The organism is Propioniciclava sp. (genome assembly GCF_029977985.1).
GTDB lineage: Bacteria > Actinomycetota > Actinomycetes > Propionibacteriales > Propionibacteriaceae > Propioniciclava.
In genome coordinates this window covers 1-4,493 of the sequence record NZ_JARKOT010000031.1, presented here as the reverse complement: position 1 = coordinate 4,493, position 4,493 = coordinate 1, and the positions used below count along the sequence as shown (strand labels likewise).

Sequence of the window (4,493 nt, the reverse complement as noted above, 5' to 3'; positions counted from 1 at the left end):
CTGGATCGCCACCTCCAGTTCGTCGGCGGCGAGCGCGATGACGTCGGCGTCCGTGCCGTCCCCGAGCACGATCGCGTTCCGCTCGGTGGCCGACTCCAGCGCGCCGAGCTGATCGCGCAGGACGGCCGCCTTCTCGAACTCGAGCGCCTCGGACGCGGCCAGCATCTGCCGCTTGAGGCGACGCGTGAGCTGGGTGGTGTTCCCGGCGAGGAAATCGCAGAGGTCGTCGGCGATCGCGCGGTGCTCGTCGGCGTCGATGCGGCCGACACACGGGGCGGAACACTTGCCGATGTAGCCCAGTAGGCAGGGGCGTCCGGACGCCTTGGCCGCCCGGAAGACGCCGCCGGTGCACGACCGCATCGGGAAGACGCGGAGCAGGGAGTCGATCGTCTCGCGGATCGCCCACGCCTGCGCGTAGGGCCCGTAGTAGCGGGTGCCCTTCTTCTTCGCGCCCCGGCCGACGAACACGCGCGGGAACTCCTCCGACCAGGTGACCGCCGCCCACGGGTAGCTCTTGTCGTCGCGGTACTTGACGTTGAACCGGGGGTCGAACTGCTTGATCCACGTGTACTCGAGCTGGAGGCTCTCCAGCTCGTTGCGGACGACGGTCCACTCGACCCTCGCCGCCGTCCGCACCATCGTCCGGGTGCGGAAGTGCAGGCCCGCCGGGTCGGCGAAGTAGGAGTTGAGGCGCTGCCGCAGGTTCTTGGCCTTGCCGACGTAGATGACGGTGCCCGACGGGTCGCTGAACCGGTAGACGCCCGGATCGGTCGGGATGGTCCCGGGCGCAGGACGGTAGGACGCCGGGTCAGCCATGCGCGCCAGCATAGGCCGCGCCGCGGGTGCGTCTAGGGTGAGCCCCATGACGCCTGATCGCCGCAGCTTCCTCGCCACCGCCGGGCTCGCCGCCCTGGCCGTGGGCACCTCCTCGCTGACCGGTTGCACCCGGACGCCGAGCGGCGCGGCTCCCCAGGTGGGGGCCGGCGTGACCCTCCCGGCCGCCGACGTTCCCGTCGGCGGCGGCGTCATCATGGACGCCGCCTCCTACGTCGTTACCCAACCCGCCGCGGGCGAGTACCGCGCGTTCAGCAAGCTCTGCACGCACCAGGGCTGCCCGGTGTCGTCCATCGCCGACGGCCAGATCCACTGCCGCTGCCACGGGGCGGCGTTCTCCATCGAGGACGGGTCGGTCACCAACCCGCCTGCCGACAAGCCGCTGCCGGCGGCGTCGGTGACCCTCGACGGCGACACCCTGCGCATCACCGGCGCCTGACCCGGGCGCCGGCCGCCTCACGCGAGCAGCGGCTGGAGGAACGCGCCGGTGAAGCTGTCGGGGTGGCGGGCGATCTGCTCGGGCGTGCCCTCGGCCACCACCATGCCGCCACGCGAGCCACCTTCGGGGCCCATGTCGATCACCCAGTCGGCCGACTTGATGACGTCGAGGTTGTGCTCGATGACGATGACCGTGTTCCCCTGATCGGCCAGGCGGGCCAGGACGCCCAACAGCTTGCTGATGTCCTCGAAGTGCAGCCCGGTGGTGGGTTCGTCGAGCACGTAGACCGTCCGGCCGGTCGAGCGCCGCTGCAGTTCGGTGGCGAGCTTGACGCGTTGCGCCTCGCCGCCCGACAGCGTGGTGGCCGGCTGGCCGAGGCGGACGTAGCCGAGACCGACGTCGACGAGAGTGTCCATGTGGCGCTTGATCGCGGAGATGGGCGCGAAGAACTCGGCGGCCTCCTCGATCGGCATGTCGAGCACCTCGGAGATGTTCTTGCCCTTGTAGTGCACCTCGAGCGTCTCGCGGTTGTAGCGGGCGCCGTGGCACACCTCGCACGGCACGTAGACGTCGGGCAGGAAGTTCATCTCGATCTTGATCGTGCCGTCGCCCGAGCAGTTCTCGCAGCGGCCGCCCTTGACGTTGAAGCTGAACCGTCCTTGCTGGTAGCCGCGCACCTTCGCCTCGGGTGTCTCGGCGAACAGCTTGCGAATGCGGTCGAACACACCGGTGTAGGTCGCGGGGTTGGAGCGCGGCGTCCGTCCGATGGGCGATTGATCGACGTGAATGGCCTTGTCGACGTGGTCGAGGCCCTCGATGCGCCGGTGGTGGCCGGGCACGTCCTTCGCCGAGTACAGGTGGCGCGCCATGGCACGGTAGAGGATCTGGTTCACCAGCGAACTCTTGCCCGACCCGGACACGCCGGTGACCGCCGTCATGACGCCGAGCGGGAAGCTCACGGTCACGTCGCGCAGGTTGTTCTCGGTGGCCCCCTGGACGGTGATCTTCTTGCCGTTGCCCGTGCGGCGGATGGCGGGCACGTCGATCCGGCGGCGCCCGGACAGATAGGCACCCGTGAGCGACTCCTTGGATGCCAGCAGCTGCTTCACCGTGCCGGACACCACGACGTGCCCGCCGTGCTCCCCCGCGCCCGGGCCGATGTCGACGCACCAGTCGGCGGTGCGGATCGTGTCCTCGTCGTGCTCGACGACGATGAGCGTGTTGCCCAGGTTCTTGAGCCGGACGAGCGTGTCGATGAGGCGCCGGTTGTCGCGCTGGTGCAGGCCGATCGACGGCTCGTCGAGCACATAGAGGACGCCGACGAGCCCCGACCCGATCTGGGTCGCCAGCCGGATGCGCTGGGCCTCGCCGCCGGACAGGCTGCCCGCCGCCCGTGACAGCGTCAGATAGTCGAGGCCGACGTCGAGCAGGAACCGCAGCCGCTCGTTGATCTCCTTGACGACCCGCTCGGCGATCGCCGCCTCGCGCTCGGTGAGGACCAGTTCGCGCATGAACGTGTGCGTCTCTCCGATGCTCATGGCGGCCACCTGGGCGATGTTGCGGCCTCCCACCGTGACCGCCAGGGAACTCGGCTTCAGGCGGGCGCCGCGGCAGGCGTCGCACGGCGTCTCGCGCATGTAGCCGGCGAACCGCTCGCGGCTGTTGTCGCTCTCTGCCTCGGCGAAGCGCCGCCGCACGTAGGGCAGCGCCCCCTCGAAGGTGGCGTTGTAGCTCGTCTCGCGGCCGTGCCGGTTCGTCGTGTGGACGCGAATCGGGCCCTTGATGCCGTTCAGGATCAGCGAACGCGCCCGCTCGGGCAGCGCCTCCCACGGCGTGTCGACGCTGAACGCATGGTCGCGCGCCAACTGGCGGAAGATCGTCTGGAAGTAGCCCGACACGTACACCGTCGACCACGGGGCGATGGCGTTCTCGGCGAGGCTGCGGCCCTGGTCGGGCACCACGAGGTCGACGTCCACCTCCATCTTCGTGCCGAGGCCCGAACACACCGGGCACGCCCCCCACGGGGCGTTGAACGAGAACTGCCGCGGTTCCAGTTCCTCGATCGAGATGTCGTGCTCGTTCGGGCAGGCGAGCCGCTCGGAGTAGCGCCGGCGGCGTCCCGGATCGGACTCGTCGAGGTCGACGAAGTCGATCTCGACGACGCCGGAGGCGAGCCGCAGCGCCGTCTCGACCGAGTCGGTGAGCCGCTGCTTGACCGACGCCTTGACCGCCAACCGGTCGACCACCACCTCGATGTTGTGCTTCTTCTGCTTGTCGAGCGTGGGCGGGCTCGTGAGCTGGTGGACCTCGCCGTCGACCCGGACGCGCGTGAAGCCCTGCGTGGTGAGGCTGCGGAACAGGTCGACGTACTCGCCCTTGCGGCCCCGGATGACCGGGGCGAGCACCATGAACCGGGTGCCCTCGGGCAGGGCGAGCAGACGGTCGACCATCTGCTGCGGTGACTGCTTGGTGATCGGCTCGCCGCACACAGGGCAGTGCGGGTGCCCGATGCGGGCGAACAGCAGACGCAAGTAGTCGTAGATCTCGGTGATGGTGCCGACCGTCGACCGCGGGTTGCGGCTGGTCGACTTCTGGTCGATCGCGACCGCGGGGCTGAGGCCTTCGATGAAATCCACGTCGGGCTTGTCCATCTGCCCCAGGAACTGGCGCGCGTACGCCGACAGCGACTCCACGTAGCGGCGCTGCCCCTCGGCGAAGATCGTGTCGAACGCAAGCGAGCTCTTCCCCGACCCCGACAAGCCCGTGAACACGATGAGGCCGTCGCGGGGCAGCTCGAGGCTGACGTTCTTGAGGTTGTGCTCGCGGGCCCCGGCTACGATCAGTCGTTCCGTCACGCCGGACATCGTATGCGGCCCCTCCGACAGTTTCGGACGCCGCCGGTGCGGCCCTCGGCGGAAGGCGCCTCCGGAGAGTTAGGGTGGCCTCATGTTGTCGATCCTGAACTCGGGTGAGGTCAGGCCCGCCCAGAAGCGGATCAACAGCGCGACGGCGTCCCTGCTGCGGGACACGATCGACCTCGACGAGGACGCCTGGCGCGCGCCGTCGCTGCTCCCGGGCGGGTCGCGGGCGCACGTGGCGAGCCACGTGGCGCGCAACGCGGACGCCCTGCGGCTGGTCATCACGGCGACGATGTCGGGCGACGAGACGCCGTGGTACTCCTCCGACGCCGCGAAGTTCAACGAGATCGAGCGCGGGGCGG

General features: G+C 69.7%; 4 protein-coding genes. 2 read left to right on the top strand and 2 right to left on the bottom strand.

From position 1 onward, the window contains the following. The coding region (gene uvrC, locus Q1K57_RS02305; RefSeq protein ID WP_300078572.1) for an excinuclease ABC subunit UvrC at nt 1–816 on the bottom strand (816 nt) is incomplete at its 3' end. 46 nt (nt 817–862) lie between these two features. On the opposite strand from uvrC, the gene Q1K57_RS02300 reads away from it, so the two are divergent. Next, nucleotides 863–1,273 carry a Rieske (2Fe-2S) protein gene (locus tag Q1K57_RS02300; protein WP_300078569.1) on the top strand — a complete coding sequence of 137 codons (411 nt, stop codon included), beginning with the start codon at nt 863–865 and terminating at the stop codon, nt 1,271–1,273. Nucleotides 1,274–1,290: 17 nt separating this feature from the next. On the opposite strand, the gene uvrA is transcribed toward Q1K57_RS02300, so the two are convergent. Further along, a complete protein-coding gene (uvrA, locus tag Q1K57_RS02295) occupies nt 1,291–4,137 on the bottom strand; it encodes an excinuclease ABC subunit UvrA (RefSeq protein WP_300078567.1) in 2,847 nt (948 codons plus the stop codon). An 82-nt stretch (nt 4,138–4,219) separates the two neighbouring features. Here uvrA and Q1K57_RS02290 point away from each other — a divergent pair. Further along, nucleotides 4,220–4,493 (top strand): maleylpyruvate isomerase N-terminal domain-containing protein (locus Q1K57_RS02290; RefSeq protein WP_300078565.1); only part of this gene is annotated, 274 nt, incomplete at its 3' end.

Coding starts and splice junctions, on each gene's coding strand:
- Q1K57_RS02300 (WP_300078569.1), top strand. CDS start 863: ATGACGCCTGATCGCCGCAGCTTCCTCGCCACCGCCGGGCTCGCCGCC.
- uvrA (WP_300078567.1), bottom strand. CDS start 4,137: ATGTCCGGCGTGACGGAACGACTGATCGTAGCCGGGGCCCGCGAGCAC.